The sequence below is a fragment of the Lentzea sp. NPDC092896 genome, assembly GCF_044754905.1.
In the GTDB taxonomy this organism is placed as follows: Bacteria; Actinomycetota; Actinomycetes; order Mycobacteriales; family Pseudonocardiaceae; genus Lentzea.
In genome coordinates this window covers 322,666-337,656 of sequence record NZ_JBIVPX010000002.1, presented here as the reverse complement: position 1 = coordinate 337,656, position 14,991 = coordinate 322,666, and the positions used below count along the sequence as shown (strand labels likewise).

At 71.0% G+C, this 14,991-nt stretch carries 12 protein-coding genes; 8 read left to right on the top strand and 4 right to left on the bottom strand.

Annotated elements, in window-relative coordinates; all coding sequences use genetic code 11:
- The first annotated feature begins 301 nt into the window (after positions 1 to 301).
- The 4 genes from ACIQF0_RS12950 to ACIQF0_RS12935 all read left to right on the top strand — a co-directional run bounded on the left by ACIQF0_RS12950 (position 302) and on the right by ACIQF0_RS12935 (position 4,645).
- Complete coding sequence (locus ACIQF0_RS12950) at positions 302 to 892, top strand: SGNH/GDSL hydrolase family protein (protein ID WP_401028521.1); 591 nt, start codon at positions 302 to 304, stop codon at positions 890 to 892.
- A gap of 81 nt (positions 893 to 973) precedes the next feature.
- Positions 974 to 2,125 (top strand): xylose isomerase, encoded by a 1,152-nt coding sequence (xylA, locus tag ACIQF0_RS12945; protein WP_401029934.1) that lies wholly within the window; start codon positions 974 to 976, stop codon positions 2,123 to 2,125.
- Position 2,126: 1 nt separating this feature from the next.
- Complete coding sequence (gene xylB, locus ACIQF0_RS12940; RefSeq protein ID WP_401028518.1) at positions 2,127 to 3,509, top strand: xylulokinase; 1,383 nt, start codon at positions 2,127 to 2,129, stop codon at positions 3,507 to 3,509.
- A complete protein-coding gene (locus tag ACIQF0_RS12935; RefSeq protein WP_401028515.1) occupies positions 3,506 to 4,645 on the top strand; it encodes an ROK family protein in 1,140 nt (379 codons plus the stop codon). Before xylB ends, ACIQF0_RS12935 begins: the two co-directional genes overlap by 4 nt.
- Here ACIQF0_RS12935 and ACIQF0_RS12930 read toward each other — a convergent pair.
- Positions 4,602 to 4,916 (bottom strand): DUF6223 family protein, encoded by a 315-nt coding sequence (locus ACIQF0_RS12930; protein ID WP_401028512.1) that lies wholly within the window; start codon positions 4,914 to 4,916, stop codon positions 4,602 to 4,604. The genes ACIQF0_RS12935 and ACIQF0_RS12930 overlap by 44 nt on opposite strands.
- A gap of 131 nt (positions 4,917 to 5,047) precedes the next feature.
- On the opposite strand from ACIQF0_RS12930, the gene ACIQF0_RS12925 reads away from it, so the two are divergent.
- Together ACIQF0_RS12925 and ACIQF0_RS12920 are read left to right on the top strand one after the other, a co-directional pair.
- The gene (locus ACIQF0_RS12925) at positions 5,048 to 6,130 is read left to right on the top strand and encodes a sensor histidine kinase (RefSeq protein WP_401028509.1); all 1,083 of its coding nucleotides are present in this window, start codon (positions 5,048 to 5,050) and stop codon (positions 6,128 to 6,130) included.
- Entirely contained in the window at positions 6,127 to 6,792 is a 666-nt protein-coding gene (locus ACIQF0_RS12920; protein ID WP_401028506.1) for a response regulator, read from the top strand. Before ACIQF0_RS12925 ends, ACIQF0_RS12920 begins: the two co-directional genes overlap by 4 nt.
- Here ACIQF0_RS12920 and ACIQF0_RS12915 read toward each other — a convergent pair.
- Positions 6,747 to 10,862 carry a BTAD domain-containing putative transcriptional regulator gene (locus ACIQF0_RS12915; protein WP_401028503.1) on the bottom strand — a complete coding sequence of 1,372 codons (4,116 nt, stop codon included), beginning with the start codon at positions 10,860 to 10,862 and terminating at the stop codon, positions 6,747 to 6,749. The genes ACIQF0_RS12920 and ACIQF0_RS12915 overlap by 46 nt on opposite strands.
- A 97-nt stretch (positions 10,863 to 10,959) precedes the next feature.
- Between ACIQF0_RS12915 and ACIQF0_RS12910 the strand changes: the two genes are divergently transcribed.
- Entirely contained in the window at positions 10,960 to 11,484 is a 525-nt protein-coding gene (locus ACIQF0_RS12910; RefSeq protein WP_360035267.1) for a response regulator transcription factor, read from the top strand.
- Positions 11,485 to 11,494: 10 nt separating this feature from the next.
- The gene (locus tag ACIQF0_RS12905) at positions 11,495 to 12,418 is read left to right on the top strand and encodes a peptidoglycan-binding protein (protein WP_360035270.1); all 924 of its coding nucleotides are present in this window, start codon (positions 11,495 to 11,497) and stop codon (positions 12,416 to 12,418) included.
- Here the strand turns inward: ACIQF0_RS12905 and ACIQF0_RS12900 are convergent.
- Positions 12,412 to 12,897, bottom strand: coding sequence for a hypothetical protein (locus ACIQF0_RS12900; protein WP_401028498.1), 486 nt, complete (start codon positions 12,895 to 12,897; stop codon positions 12,412 to 12,414). The two genes, ACIQF0_RS12905 and ACIQF0_RS12900, sit on opposite strands and share 7 nt — an antisense overlap.
- Before the next feature lie 67 nt (positions 12,898 to 12,964).
- Complete coding sequence (locus ACIQF0_RS12895) at positions 12,965 to 13,981, bottom strand: glycoside hydrolase family 88 protein (RefSeq protein ID WP_401028495.1); 1,017 nt, start codon at positions 13,979 to 13,981, stop codon at positions 12,965 to 12,967.
- Positions 13,982 to 14,991: the final 1,010 nt, after the last annotated feature.

The following is a 14,991-nucleotide window of genomic DNA, read 5'->3' as shown; positions in this document are numbered from 1 at the left end:
GTGTCAAGGACTTACGGGGTCAGCGCGATGACCCGACGAACGCCGCGGAGGGGTTCGTCAGACACTCCGGTACCCGGCGCGCAGCGGGCAGCCGGGGTGCGGAGACACGAGGATCACGTCGAAACGGGACGGGAGCACGGCGGTGGTGCGCATGGCCGGTCCCCTCTCGCTCGGTAGCTCGTTGATGATCGTGGAGTGTAGACAGATCGGCACTCTCACGACAGCGGTTTACCCACTCCAACATTCGCCCACAGCGGACTGTTCCCCGGAACACCAGCTCAACGCCCCTCGTTCAACGACCATGCGCCTCTGTTTGCTCGGCGACTCGATCGCCGCGGGAGTGGGCAGCACGCGCCGGGAGGACACGCTCGGCCCGTTGCTCGCCGAACGCCTTCGGGCGAAGGGACACCAGGTCGACCTCAGCGTGCACGCCTTCGCGGGCGCCCGCTCGGCCGACCTGCGCGCCCAGGTTCGAGCCACGGGCAAGACCGACATCGCGGTCGTGGTGATCGGCGCGAACGACCTGACCCGGTTCGTCCCGGCGCACGTCGGCGCGCAGCAACTGCACGACGCGGTCGCGGACCTGCGGCGGACGGGCGCCGGAGTCGTCGTGAGCACCGCACCCGACCTGAGCGTCGTCGCACACGTGCCGCCCGCGCTGCGCGACGTCGTGTCGGCTGTGAGCCGCGACTACGCCCAGGTGCAGCAGCAGGCCGTCATCCGGGCCGGTGGCGTGGTCGCCCACGTCGAGCAGGCGGTGACGTCCCTGTTCGCCGCGGATCCCTCGCTCTTCGCGGCCGATCGCTTCCACCCGTCGGCCCTCGGCTACCGCGCGATCGCCGCGGCTCTCGCACCCGCGGTCGAGGCGGTCGCCGCGGAACTTCACGCCTGAACTTCACGCCTGACCGATTGCGATCAACGCCGTGGCGTCGTACTGTCCCGACTAAGTTCAAGCATTGAACGAATGAGGTGGATGATGAGCGCGCCCACTCCGGCGGACAAGTTCTCCTTCGGTCTGTGGACCGTGGGCTGGCAGGGTCGTGACCCCTTCGGCGAGGCCACGCGGCCCGAACTGGACGTGGTCGAGGCGGTGCACCGGCTCGCCGAACTCGGCGCGTACGGGCTGACGTTCCACGACGACGACCTGTTCGGGTTCGAGGCGACCAACCGCGACCAGCAGATCAGCCGGCTGCAGGGCGCGCTCGCCGAAACCGGGCTCGTCATCCCGATGGTGACGACGAACCTGTTCAGCCACCCGGTGTTCAAGGACGGCGGCTTCACCAGCAACGACCGCGGCGTGCGGCGGTTCGCGCTGCAGAAGGTGCTGCGCAACGTCGAACTCGCGGCGGAGCTCGGCGCCAAGACGTTCGTGCTCTGGGGCGGGCGTGAGGGCTCCGAGTACGACGTGGCCAAGGACGTGCGGGCGGCGCTCGAGCGGTACCGCGAGGCCATGAACCTGCTGACGCAGTTCGTCACCGACCGGGGCTACGACATCCGGTTCGCGATCGAGCCGAAGCCGAACGAGCCGCGCGGCGACATCCTGCTGCCGACGGTCGGGCACGCGCTCGCGTTCATCACGTCGCTCGACAAGCCGGAACTGGTCGGCGTGAATCCCGAGGTCGGGCACGAGCAGATGGCCGGGCTCAACTTCGTGCACGGCATCGCGCAGGCGCTGTGGCACGGCAAGCTGTTCCACATCGACCTCAACGGGCAGCGCAGCATCAAGTACGACCAGGACCTGGTGTTCGGGCACGGCGACCTGATGAACGCGTTCGCGCTGGTGGACCTGCTGGAGACGGCCGGCTACGACGGCCCGCGGCACTTCGACTACAAGCCGTCGCGGACCGAGGACATCAAGGGCGTCTGGGACTCGGCCAAGGCGAACATGGCCACCTACCTGCTGCTCCGCGACCGCGCCGCGGCCTTCCGGGCGGACCCGGAGGTGCAGGAGGCGCTCGCGACGGCGGGCGTCGCCGAGCTGTCGCAGCCCACGCTGAACGCCGGCGAGTCCTACGATGACCTGATCAAGGACACCGGATTCGACCCCGATCAGGCGGGCGAGCGGGGCTACGGCTTCGTGCAGCTCAACCAGCTCGCCATCGAGCACCTCACGGGAGCACGCTGACATGACGCTCGTCGCCGGCATCGATTCGTCCACGCAGTCGTGCAAGGTCGTGGTGCGCGACGCGGAGACCGGCAGGCTCGTCCGGGAGGGCCGCGCGGCTCACCCGGACGGCACCGAGGTCCACCCGTCGCACTGGTGGACGGCGCTGCAGTCGGCGCTGTCCGACGCCGGCGGGCTGGACGACGTGTCGGCGGTGAGCGTCGCCGGTCAGCAGCACGGCATGGTCTGCCTCGACGAGGACGGCGAGGTCGTGCGCGAGGCGCTGCTGTGGAACGACACCCGTTCCGCGGCGGCCGCTGCTGCTCTCACGGACGAGCTGGGCGCGGCGGAGTGGGCGGCGCGGATCGGCCTCGTACCGGTCGCGTCGTTCACGATCACGAAGCTGCGCTGGCTCGCCCAGCACGAACCGGCCAACGCCAAGCGCACCGCCGCCGTCTGCCTGCCGCACGACTGGCTGACGTGGCGGCTGCGCGGCACCGGTGATCTGGCCGACCTGGTGACGGACCGCTCGGACGCGTCCGGCACCGGCTACTTCGACTCGGTGACGAACGCGTACGTGCCGGATCTGGTCTCGCTGGCGCTGGGGCGCTCCGACGTGCTGCTCCCCCGAGTCCTGGGACCGGCCGAGTTCGTGGACGGCCCGGTGCGGCTCGGCGCGGGCGCCGGGGACAACGCGGCGGCCATGCTCGGTGTGGGCGGCGGCGCGGACGTCGTGGTGTCGCTCGGCACGTCCGGTGTGGTGACCGCGACGAGCGACGTCCGGGCGCAGGACGCGTCCGGGATCGTGGCCGGGTTCGCCGACGCCACGGGCCGGTACCTGCCGCTGGCGTGCACCTTGAACGCCGCCCGCGTGCTGGACGCGACCGCCCGGATGCTGGGCGTCGACCTCACGAGGCTCAGCGAACTGGCTCTGTCCGCGAAGCCGGGTGCGGACGGCGTGGTGATGGTTCCGTACCTGGAGGGTGAGCGGACCCCGAACCTGCCGGACGCGACGGGTGCGCTGCACGGTCTGACGCTCGCCAACGCGACGCCCGCGAACATCGCGCGTGCGGCCGTGGAAGGCATGCTGTGCGGTCTCGCCGTGGGACTCGACGCACTCGCTGAGCAAGGTGCGGACGTCACGGGCGTGCGGCTCGTCGGAGGAGCGGCGGTTTCTCCGGCGGTGCGGGAGATCGCGCCGGTGGTGTTCGGGGTACCGGTGACGGTGCCCGCGCCTGGCGAATACGTCGCCGACGGCGCCGCGAGGCAGGCCGCGTGGACGCTCACGGGCGGTGCGACGCCGCCGGAGTGGACGCTGGCGGAGAGCACCCGCTACGAGGCGGAGGCGGTGCCGGAGATCCGGGCGCGGTACGGAGAAGCGGCGCAGCGATACTTGAGTCGATGACCACCGTCGACCACCTCCGCCAGGTCCGCCTCGGCAACCTGCGGACGGTGCTGCTCGCGCTCGTCGACCGCCCCGGCTCGCGGGCCGACCTCGCGGCCCGCACCGGCCTCACCAAGGCGACGCTGTCCAACCTCACCGAACCGTTGCTGGCCAACGGGATCCTCGTCGAGGAGCCGGCCACGCTCGCCGGCATGGGCAGGCCGTCCAAGCCGTTGCGCTTCCACCCGGACGGGCCGGTCGCGGTGGGCGCGGAGATCAACGTCAGCCACCTCGCCGTCGAGACCATCGGACTCGACGGCGAGACGCTCGAGCGCCGTCTCGTGCCCGCCGACATGCGCAGGGCCACGGCGGACGAGGTGCTCGGCAGGATCGCCGAACTGATCCGCGAGGTCACCGGGCCGCGCCCGCTCCTCGGTGCGGGCCTGGCGATACCGGGTGTCGTGCACGACGGAGTCGTCATCAGGACGCCCAACCTGCCGAACCTCGTCGGCGTGCGGCTGGCCGAGGCGTTGAGCAGGCGAACGGACCTCGACGTCCTGCTCGACAACGAGGCCAACCTCGCCGCGCTCGCCCACCTGTGGCCGCGGCACCTCGCGGGCGAGGACTTCGTGCACGTGACCGCGGACGTCGGCATCGGCGCGGGCGTCGTGCTGAACGGCGAGGTCTACCGCGGGGTCAGCGGGTTCGCGGGCGAACTCGGGCACGTCGTGATCGAACGCAACGGCGTCCTCTGCACGTGCGGCAGCCGCGGTTGCGTGGAGCGGTACGCGGGACTGGACGTCATCCTGCGCGAGGCCGGACGGCGACGCCTCGACTCGTTGCGCAAGGCACTCGACGCGGGCGATCCCAAGGCGCTGGAGGCCGTGCGGAACGCCGGTGAGGCGCTCGGGGTCGGGCTCGGCACCCTGATGAACCTCTTCGACGTCCCGACGGTCGTGCTCGGCGGCAGCTATGCCGTGCTGTACGACCATCTGCGCGAGGCCGTCCAGTCCGAAATGGACAGCAGGGTGCTCGCGGGCGGCGAACGGCACACCAGGCTGATCGCGTCACCCCTGGGCGAGTTCGCGGTCGTGCGGGGCGCGGCGGGACTGGTCACGAGGCGCGCGGTGCAGCAGCCCGAGCGGCTCTTCGCCTAGCCAGCACACCGAGCACCACGGCGGCGAGGCCCACCACCAGCGACACGTAGCCGCCAACGATGCCGTAGCCGGTGCCGGGGCCGCCCTTCGCCATCAGCACGACCACGACGCCGAGCACCACCGCCACCCCACCGGCGATCACCGCGACCGAGCCGCTCCGGCCTCGCCTCAAGGCCAGCACGCCCATCACCACGCCGAACACTCCGGCAGCGGCGCCGATCAGCGACCACGTGCGTCCGGCGGTCATCTCGTAAGCAGCTGAGAGCAACATGGCCCCAGCCTGTCCCGCGAAGCGCGAACGGTCGTCGTGCGTGCGCAGACAGCGACTACCGCGGGCGCGGTAGTCCGGAAGTCATCCCAGCGCAGGATCTACCAGCCCGAACACCGGATTAGGGTGCAGGCATGAGCAGGCGCTGGCTGGACTGGGCGATCGCCGCCGGGGTCGCCGCGAGCCTGGTGGTGGCCGGGCACCCCGCCACCGGGCCGGGCTACGCGTTGCTGGCCGCGAGCGGACTGGCGCTCGTGGCGCGCAGGACGGCCCCGATCGCCGTGCTCGCCGCGACCGGGCTCCTCGCGCTGGGCTACCAGGCGACCGGCGCCGACGTGCCGGTGATCGCGTTCCTGTTCGCCGTGTACTCGACGATGCGGGCGGGCCATCGCGTCGTGACGCTCGCCGGTTCCGTGCTGATGCTCGCCACGCTCCCCCTCGCGGCGCTCCTGTCGCCCCGCGATCTCACGGCGTACGAGGCGTTCGGGCAGACCAGGGACGTCCTGCAGATCGCGTGGCTGATCGCCGCCGCGGCCGCCGGTGAGGCGCTCAGGCAGGCCGAACGCAGAGCCGACGAGGCCGAACGCACCCGCGAGGAGACGGCGCGCAGGCGGGCCGGCGAGGAACGCCTGCACATCGCGCGCGAGCTGCACGACTCCCTGACCCACCAGATCTCCGTGATCAAGCTGCAGGCCGAGGTCGCCGTCCACCTCGCCCGCAAACGCGGCGAGGAGGTGCCCGAGCCGCTCCTGGTGATCCGCGACGCCGGCCGCGAAGCCGCGCGGGAACTCCGAGCCACCCTGGAAGCGCTCAGGGACGACGACAAGAACCCGCCGCACGGCATGGACGACGTGCCCGCACTCGTCGAACGCGCGAGGTCGAACGGCCTGGACGCCCGGCTCACGATCGAAGGCAGCCACAGCGACGTCCCCGCCGCGGTCGACCGGACGGCGTACCGGATCGTGCAGGAGTCGCTGACGAACATCGCCCGCCACGCCGTCGCGGCGACCGCACAGGTCCACATCGACTACCGGCCGGACGCGGTGATCATCAAGGTGGACGACGACGGCACGGCGACGCCCGGGAACACGGGGCCCGGCGTCGGGCTTCTCGGCATGCGCGAACGGGTCACGGCGCTCGGCGGTCACCTCCGCGCCGCGCCGCGAAGTGAGGGCGGTTTCAGCGTGCAGGCCGAACTTCCCGTGGTGCAGCCATGATCCGCGTCCTGCTGGTGGACGACCAGCCGTTGATCCGCAGCGGTTTCCGCGCGCTGCTGGAGGCCGAGGACGACATCGAGGTCGTCGCCGAGGCCGCGAACGGCGAGCAGGCGTTGGACCAGGTCCGCAGGCACCTCCCGGACATCGCCCTGATCGACGTCCAGATGCCCGTCGTGGACGGCATCGAGGCGACCAGGCGAATCGCCGCCGACCCGGCTCTCGCAGGCACGCACATCGTGATCCTCACCAACTACGGCCTGGACGAGTACGTCTTCCACGCGCTGAAGGCGGGCGCGGCCGGGTTCCTCGTCAAGGACGTGCAGCCGGAGGACTTCCTGCACGCCGTCCGGGTCGCGGCCCGCGGTGACGCGCTGCTCGCCCCGTCGATCACCCGCCGGCTGATCGACCGGTACGTGAGCCAGCCACCGCACCGGAACCAGAGCCTCGCCCACCTGACCAACCGCGAACGCGAGGCCGTCACCCTGGTCGCGCGCGGCCTGTCCAACGACGAGATCGCCGCGGCCATGGTGATCAGCCCGCTCACCGCGAAGACCCACGTCAACCGGGCGATGATGAAGCTGCACGCCCGTGACCGGGCGCAGTTGGTGGTGATCGCCTACGAGTCGGGCCTGGTCGTCCCGCAGGCCTCGGAACGCGGATAGCCCTCGGCGCAGATCCGCGCCTCGGCGTCCTCAGTGGACAGTGACCAGCGGATGATCCGCGAGTCGTTCGCGCCGGACACCAGTTCGTCCTCCCGCGTGAACGCGACTGCCTGCACCGGACCGGTGTGCCCGGTCAGCGTTGTGCCGGCCCGAGTGGCGAGGTTCCAGACGACGACCGAGTCGTCCTCTCCCCCGGACGCCAGCGCCTCACCGGACGGGCTGAACGCCAGCGCCACCACGGCGGCGGAGTGGCCGGTCAGCGTCATCAGCTCCGCACCCGTGGCCACGTCCCAGACCTTCACCGTCCGGTTGGCGCCCGCCGTCGCGAACCGCGTGCCGTCCGGGCTGACCGCGACGTCCCGCACGTCGCCCTGACCGGTGCTGACCCGCCGTTCCAGCTTGTCGCTCGCGAGGTCCCACAGCATCGCGCCACCCGCCGGATCGGTGGAGATCAGCAGGCGGCCGTCCGGGGTGAACTCGACGGCGCTCGCGATGTAAGGGCCGCCGGAGAACGTGCCCTGCACCAGGTCCGGCAGGCTCCAGCGGAACCGGCCGAGCGACGCCGTCACGATCCCGCGCCCGTCCGGCTGGTAGGCGATGTCGGTCGACGCGCCCAACCCGCTGTAGGACAACGACGACAGCCGCTCGCGCCGGGCGACGTCCCAGAGCGAGATCGTGTGGTCGCGGGTCAGCGCGGCCAGCCGGGAGCCGTCCGGGCTGAACGCCACCGACTCCACCCGGTCGGAATGACCGTCCAAAGTGGCCACCGCGGCACCGTCGAGATCCCACAGCCGCACGGTTCCGTCGTCCCCCGCGGACGCGACCGTCCCGCCGGACACGTCGATGTCGTTGATGCCGTCGGCGTGACCGGTGAACGGCGGCACGGCGTCCTCGCGCACCGCCACGATCCGGCCGTAGCCTCCGGAGACCAGCAGCGTGCCATCACGGCCGAGCGCGATCGCCCTGGACTCGGTGCGGCCGCGATCGCGGTAGGTCGTGATGGGGCGGCCGGTGCGGATGTCCCAGATGGTGATGAGGCCGTCCTCGTCCGCCACCGCCATCCGGCCGCCCACCGGCCCGGACGCCTCCCACGCGTAGGCGCCCTGCTTCGGCAGTTCGGACAACAAGTTCCCGTTGACGTCCCAGAACTTGACGCCGTCGCGCAGGGTCGCGGTGACGATCGCCGCGCCGTCGAAGCCGACGTTGTTGACCTCCAGGGACGGGATCTCGCCGACGCGCGCCCCGGAAGCCACGTCCCACACCAGCGGACGCTCCTTGCCGTTCGCGGTGACCAGCAGCGAGCCGTCCGGGCTGAACGCCAGCGCGTTCACCTCGTTCCCGTGGCCCTGGAAGGTCCGGCTGGTCTTCGCCGCCACGTCCCACACCTCGACGGCACCACCGGCGACGCCGACCGCGAACGACGTGCCGGCCGGGTGGAACGCGAGTCCGGTGGTGATCACGTCGAACTGGTGGGAGAACACGGCCGTGCCGCTCGCCAGCTCCCAGACCACGACGTCGCCGGGGCTTCCGCCCAGCGCGGGCAGCGACGCGTTCGAGGCGAGGAACCTGTCGTCCGCGCTGAACTCGGCCTGCCTGGCGTAGCCGCCGTCGGTGAACCCGTTGTGGTCCGCGAGCAGGAGCTTGCGGGACCGGGTCCGCGGGTCCCACAGCGTGACGTGACCGTCCCGGTCGGCCGTGGCGATCACGTCGCCCTTGTGCGACACGCTCACGTCGAGCACGGGTGGGCCGTCCGCGTTCAGCTCGATGCGGCGACGCGGTGCGGAGGCGGCGCTCAGCAGCGCGCCTCGGGTGTCGTCGTCCTCGTGCAACCGGTAGGCCGACACGGCGAGCTGTCCGGCGAGGTCGGGCGCCGTGTCGACGAGGCCACGAGCGGACAGCGCGATCTGGTGCGCCTGCTCGATCCGTTGCTGGAGCTGGGCTTCCCGCGACTGCCACCACGCGACGCCGCCCCCGCCCGCGGCCAGCAGGAGCAGCACACCCATGATCGAGACGAGCCTGGTCAGCAGCCGGTTTCGGCGCTTCACGGTGACCTGCTCGGCCTGGTCGTGCTCGCGACTGGCCGCAAGGAACGCCTCCTCGGCCGCGTTGAGCTCGCCGGGGTGGTCCTGCGCCCAGGCCGACGCGGTGACGAGCTGCGTGCCCCGGTAGAGCGCGCCGTCGTCCTGGTCCAGCTCGCTCCACGTGTGGGCGGCGGCGGTCAGCCTGCGGTGGACCAGCAGCGTCGAGCGGTCGTCGGACAGCCAGCGCTGCAACCGGGGCCACGCGCGGATCAGCGCTTCGTGCGCGATCTCGACGGTGTCCTCGTCCACCACGATCAACCGCTCGGTGACCAGGCGGCCGAGCACGCCGTCGATCACCTCGGGCTCGGCGATGCCGTCGAGTTCGGCACGGCGGATCGGCCTGCGGGTGTCCTCGGTGCCGTCGCCGAACGCGGTGAGCCGCACCAGGATCCGGCGCATGGCCTGTCGTTCGGCGTCGGCCAGGTCGTCGTGGGCGCGTTCGGCGGTCTGCGCGATCGCCCCGCGCACCCCGCCACCGGCCCGGTACGCGGCCAGCGTCAGTTCGGTGCCGGAGCGTTGCCACGTCTCGACGAGCGCGTGCGACAGCAACGGAAGCGCGCCCGGTTCGGCGTCCACGTCGGCCAGAACGGTCGCGAGCAGGTCGGCGGCGACGGACAGCCCGCTCATCGTGGCCGGGCGCAGCACGATGTCCCGCAGGTCGGCGCCCGACGGCGGTCCGACCAGCACGGTCGCCTCGTCCGCGAGCGCCTGCACCAGGCTGGGGTGCTGCGTGACGTGGGCGAGGAAGTCCGCCCGGACGCCGAGCGCCACGCGGGTGCGGCGATGCGGTCCCTGGGCGGCGTCGAGCAGCACGCCGATGAACTGTGAGCGTTCACCTTCGTTGGTGCACAACGTGAACAGCTCTTCCAGCTGATCGACCACGAGCAGCACGCGGACGTCGTCCGGGCCGTTCGCGAGCGCGTTGCGGACCTCGACGTCGAACGCCGCCGGATCGGTGCCGAGGTCGGGCCGCTTGCCGGTGAACGACGCGAGTGCGTTGGTGAGCGCTGCCATCGGGTGCGCGGTCGGAGTGATGACGATCGGCCGCCAGGACGCGTCGAGCCCACCGACGACCCCGGCGCGCAACAACGACGACTTGCCGCTGCCGGACGCGCCGAACACCCCGACGACGGGATGGCGGTCGATCCGGCGGGTGACCAGGTCGATGAGGTGATCGCGGCCGAAGAACCACGGGTGGTGCTCCGGCTGGTACGCCATCAGGCCGCGGTACGGGCAGTCCCCGCGGGCGGTCTTCGGCGGCGCGGGTTCGTGCAGCGGCGCGCCCTGCAGCATCGTCTCGTGCAGGCCGCGCAGTTCGGGGCCGGGTTCGATGCCCAGGTCGCTCACGAGCCGTTCGCGTGCCCGCCGGAACACCTCCAGTGCCTCCGCCTGGCGGGACGCGCCGTACAGGGCGGTCATCAGCTTGGCGTGCAACGGTTCCCGGTACGGATTGGCCTGCGCCAGCTCGGCCAGGCCGCCGATCACCTCGGCGTGCCGGCCCAGCGCCAGTTCCGCCCCGGCACGCGCTTCCGCCGCGCGCAGCCGGGCCTCGTCCAGCCGCGCGGCGAACTGGCCGGGCAGGTCCGGGTAGGCCGGGCCGCGCCACAGGCCGAGCGCCTCGGTGAGCAGATCGGCCGCCTTGGCGGGGTCGCCGTCCGCGAGCGCCCGTTCGCCGTCCTCGGTCAGCTGGTCGAACAGGTCCGCGTCGAGCTCGCCGGGTTCGATGCTCAGCTCGTACCCGGCCGGTTCGCGGGTGATCCGGTCGGCGAGGCCCAACGCGCGCTTGAGCTGGTAGACGTACAACCGGACGTTCTCCTGCGCGGAGGCGGGCGGGACCTCCCAGAGCACCTCGATCAACCGTTGCGGGGACACGGGTGTGTTGGCGTGCCGCACCAGCATCGCGAGCAGGATCCGCTGCTTCGCCGACCGCAACGGCGTCTCCTCCTCGCCTGCCGCGACGACGATCGGACCGAGCACCCGGAACCGCACGCACCCTCCCCCGATGATCGGCGGAACGGTAACAACGACCTGGCGTTATACGCAGCCGATACGGAGAAATACGGTCCTTTCCCGACTGTTCCGGGATGTGCCGACCATCCATGTCTCCCTGTCGCTGCGCAGCACGTTGCTGGCCGACCGGATCTCGTCCCGCCTCACCGCCGCCCCGTGGGCTGTCCCAGGCACTCCCGCCGACGTGATCGTCACCGACGCCGCTGCCGCCGCCGGGCCCCGCACGGTCGCGGTGCTGTCGTCGTTCGACGCCGTGGAAGGCCTGGTGCGGCTGGGCGTGACCGGGCTCGTGCTCGCCGACGACCCTCCGGAGGACATCGTGCGGGCCGTGCACGACGTGCACCGGTTCGGCGGCTGGGTGTCGCCGCGACTGGTGTCGTCGTTGCTGCCCGGTCCCCCGCCGGCGTCGCTGACGGTCCGCGAGCGAGAGACGTTGCGGCTGGTCGCCGAGGGGCGGGAGAACGCGGAGATCGCCGCGGCCATGTTCATCACCGTGAGCGCGGTGAAGTACCACGTGTCGAACCTGCTGAGGAAGTTCGGCTGCCGCGACCGCACACAACTGGTCTCGCGACTAGGGCGCCCGCTGGCGGTGCGTTCCTAGCGTGCTGGGCATGAGAATCCTCGTTGCCGCCCTGATCTCGTTCGGGGTTCTGATAGGAGTCGTCAGCCCCGCTCAGGCGGCACTGCCGTCGTGGCCGAACGTCAAGGAAGGCCAGAACGGCGCGACCGTGCTGACCGCCCAGCACCTGCTGCGCCACCGCGGTTACAACATCGACGCCGACGGCGACTTCGGCCCGGCCACCGAAGCGGCGGTCAAGCAGTTCCAGACCGCCAACGGACTGTCGTCAGACGGCCAGATCGGCCCGAACACCTGGCCGAAGCTGATCGTCAGCGTCCAGCAGGGCAACAACAGCAACGCCGTCCGCGCCGCCCAGGTGCAGCTCAACCGCTACGGCTACGGCCTGGACGAGGACGGCGACTTCGGCGGCGGCACGCGCAGCGCGGCCGTGGCGTTCCAGAGCTCGAAGGGCCTGTCCGCGGACGGCGTCGTCGGCCCGAACACCTGGCAGACCCTGGTCGGCGGGTCGGGCTCCGGCGGCGGTGGCGGCGGCACCTACAGCCTGCCGCTGGCCAAGAGCGCCCTGCCGCGCAGCGAGTACGACGACCCGCACCACGACTACCCCGCCATCGACCTGCCGGTGAACAGCAAGCCGGCGTACGCGATGGTCACCGGCACCGCGTACCGCATCAACGAGCCCAGCGGCTGTGGCAACGGCCTGCGGATCGTCAAGAGCGGCGTCGACTACATCTACTGCCACTTCTCGTCGTGGTCGGTCTCGAACGGCACCGCCGTCAAGGCAGGTGACCGCGTCGGCACGACCGGCAACACCGGCAACTCGACGGGCCCGCACCTGCACATCGCGATCAAGATCAGCGGAACGTCCTACTGCCCGCAGAACTTCCTGCTCGCGCTGTACGACGGGCGGACGCCGCCGGCGCCGTCGTCGCTGCCCCGCACGGGCTGCTTCTACTGACGGACGACGGGTCTGGATCGCCGAGGCTCTCGGCGATCCAGACCCTGGATCTCCGCATCCCGCAGGAGCCGGCCACTCGCGTCGCAGGCCCGGACTCGCACGATCGTGATCCTGTGCGGAATGCGGCAGAGGTAGGTCTCGCCGTACAACTCGGCCGTGAAGACCTGTCCGCCGACCAGGAACTCGAGGACGGCGATCTCAGGGGCGACCCGCCCCACCTCGGTCGTGGAGATCACCTGCGACTGAGGCTCGACGGTGCACACGACGAGCTGGCTGTCGGTGACGCCCACCTCCAGAACGCTGCCGTGCAACCGTTGCAGGGTGTTGAGCCGGAATCCCGGTGGCCGCCGGCAACCGTCGTCCGCGAGAAGGCGCATCGACTCGACCGACAGCGGTACCGGCGCTCCGGGAATGGCGATGACGCCCGTCGTGTCGTGGGCAAGAGCCAGCGCGGTGGCGACCGCGAGCGCTCCCAGCACGTACCGCGTGACTCCCCCGAATCGTCAGTCCAGGCAGGCGATGTTCGCCGGCGGACGACTTTCGCGCCTAGAGACGCGCGACTTCCGACGTGGCGAGCAGGAACGCCCCGACGGCGAAGTTCGACGTGTCGTTGGCGCGCACGGGTTGGTGGTCGGACGGCTGCTGCCCCACGCCCTGCACGTACCCGAGCCGGCCGCTGGACTGCAGGGCGAGCCTGGTCAGGCCGTCCCAGCCCTTCGTCACGACCGGGCGGTAGGTGGTGGCGTTGAGGAGCCCCGACCGCACGCCCCACGCGAGGCCGTAGGTGAAGAACGCCGTGCCGCTCGTCTCCGGACCCGGATAGTTGTTGGGGTCGCCCAGGTTGACGTTCCAGAACCCGTCCGAGCGTTGCACCTGCGCGAGCCTGGCGGCCATCTGCCGGAAGTCCGCCTCGTAGCCCGCGCGGTAGGGCGACTGCTGCGGGAGCACCTGCAGGACCTTGGCGAGTGCCGCGATCGCCCAGCCGTTGCCGCGCGACCAGTAGATGTTCTTGTTGACGAACTTGCTGTCCCGCCACCACAGCCCGTTGTTCCACAGCCGCTGCCGGGTGTACCGGTAGAGCCGGTCGCCGTAGTCCATCTTCCCGAGCCGGGCGAAGAGCGGCAGCGCCATGTGCAGCGCGTCGACCCACCACCAGTAGTCGGTCCTGCCGGTCGCGATCGTCGCGTCGATCTCCCGGACGACGGCCGCCCTGCGCCGCGGTTCCGGGGTGTCCTCGTACAGGTCGAGGTAGGCCTGCCCCGCCGCCTGGTGGTCGGCGAAGTGCGGGTTGCTCGACGAGCTCTTGAGCCCGAAGTTGTGCCGGTTCGCCCAGCCCAGCGCGTAGTCGCGGTACTTGGTGTCATTCGTGGCCCGGTACAGCGCCATGACACCGCTGTGCAGGGTCGCGTCCTGCCAGTCGTTGCCGCCGACGGCCTGCGTGCGGATCCAGTAGTCCGCGGCCAGCCGCCCGGAGTCGAGCGGTCCGGCCGCTGCCAGCGCGGTGCCGGGACCGATGAGTGGCAGGGCTGATGCCCCGAGCAGGAACGAACGCCGCCTCACCATCAGGTTTTCTCCAACCTGTGACATGGGCGGCGTCATCGCCCATTAGAGCGGGCGGTCACCCCGCGAGGCCAGGGTTTCGCGAGATCCCGGTACGCGGTGAGCGACCACACAGCCCGTTCCGGAAACACTGCGGGCTTCAGGTCCGTTATACGTGTTGGGCGGTGCGATCCGTGTCCCCCGGGCCTCACCTCAACGCCTTCGCGGAAGACCGTTCGGCTGGTACCGCGCAGAGCCACTCGCCGAGAGGCGACCGATCGCACCGGCCTCACCAGACTCGTCCTCAAGCCGTCCCTCTCCCCGACAGACGTCTTGAGGGCGTCCGGTCGGCGCGGAGCTCTCCTGCCGCGCCGACCACCCGTTTTCTTCTTGCCCCGGAAGGTTTTCCGCGCTTCCGCCGGTGACCGGCCACACAGGTCCCCCTGGAACACAACGGATCCCCGCGCCGTTGTACGGGGTGGTCGGTGCGGAACGAGTCCCCGGGCCCCAACACAAACGCCCTCGCGGCATACCGTTCGGCTGGAACCGCGTCGTGCCCACCGCCGAGAGGCGACCGCCGCACCGACCACGAACTCGACCCTCAAGCCGGACCCCCCAGACGGCTTGAGGATCTTCCTCCTCACCGGGATTCCCCTGCACAGCAGGGAATTGGATGTCAACCGACCGGTGAGCGAGCACACAGCACGCCGGGAACACAACAGAACCCCGCACCGTTGAACGAGATGGTCGGTGCGGAACGAGTCCCCGGACCCCAACACAAACGCCCTCGCGGCATACCGTTCGGCTGGAACCGCGTCGTGCCCACCGCCGAGAGGCGACCGCCGCACCGACCACAAGCTCGACCCTCAAGCCGGACCCCCCAGACGGCTTGAGGGTCTTCCTCTTCGCCGGGATTCCCTTGCGCAGCTGGGAATTAGATGTCAACCGACCGGTGAGCGAGCACACAGCACGCCGGGAACACAACAGAACCCCGCACCGTTGAACGAGATGGTCGGTGCGGAACGAGTCCCCGG